Raw genomic sequence first — 734 nt, 5'->3', positions numbered from 1 at the left:
CGGTCGGACGAGCCAGCCTGAGACGGCAGATCCGACGAAGCTGTCGGAAGCCAATCTTGAGAACGGCACGTCTCCGTCGGAAGAGGCCCTGACGGCCCAGGGCAGCATCACGCTGGCCGATCCGGACAATCCGCATATCACCGGCGTCACCAACAGCCACGGCGATGCGGCCACGGCCGATCCGAAGAGCGGCGACTGGCAGATCCAGGGTTCCTACGGCACGCTGACGATCGATGCGGACGGCAAGTACAGCTATACGCTGACGACGGCGGGCGTTCATGCCGGCGGCGAGCAGGAGACCTTCACCTATACGGTGACGGACGCACACGGCAACATCACCACCTCGACGCTGAGCTTCACGATTGCCGACGATGCGCCGATCGCCACGGCGGACACCGGTTCGCTGCAGTCGGGCGTGACGGTCGCCGCCGATGCGGTGCATGGCGTGCTTGCCAATGACGTGACGGGTGCCGACGGCAATCTTCAGGTGGTCGGCGTAACGGCCGGCGGCACGGAGACGGCGCCGTCGGATCATGTCGGCAGTGCGATCGTCACGACGCTCGGGACGCTGACGCTGAATGCCGACGGTTCCTACAGCTATCAGGCCAACCCGAACGAGAGCGGCACGGACACCTTCACCTATACGGTCAAGGATGCCGACGGCAGCCTGTCGACGACGACGCTGACCTTCACGGTGACGGACGGTCGGACGAGCCAGCCTGAGACGGCAGACC

General features: G+C 65.5%; 1 protein-coding gene. It reads left to right on the top strand.

Going from position 1 to position 734, the window contains the following annotated elements; all coding sequences use genetic code 11:
* The coding region (locus QD409_RS35460; RefSeq protein ID WP_430765041.1) for an Ig-like domain-containing protein at positions 1-734 on the top strand (734 nt) is incomplete at both ends.

It is taken from the genome of Rhizobium sp. BR 315 (assembly GCF_050577975.1).
GTDB lineage: Bacteria > Pseudomonadota > Alphaproteobacteria > Rhizobiales > Rhizobiaceae > Rhizobium > Rhizobium miluonense.
The sequence above is the reverse complement of the archived record's forward strand: the minus strand, read 5'-3'. Positions and strand labels throughout refer to the sequence as shown.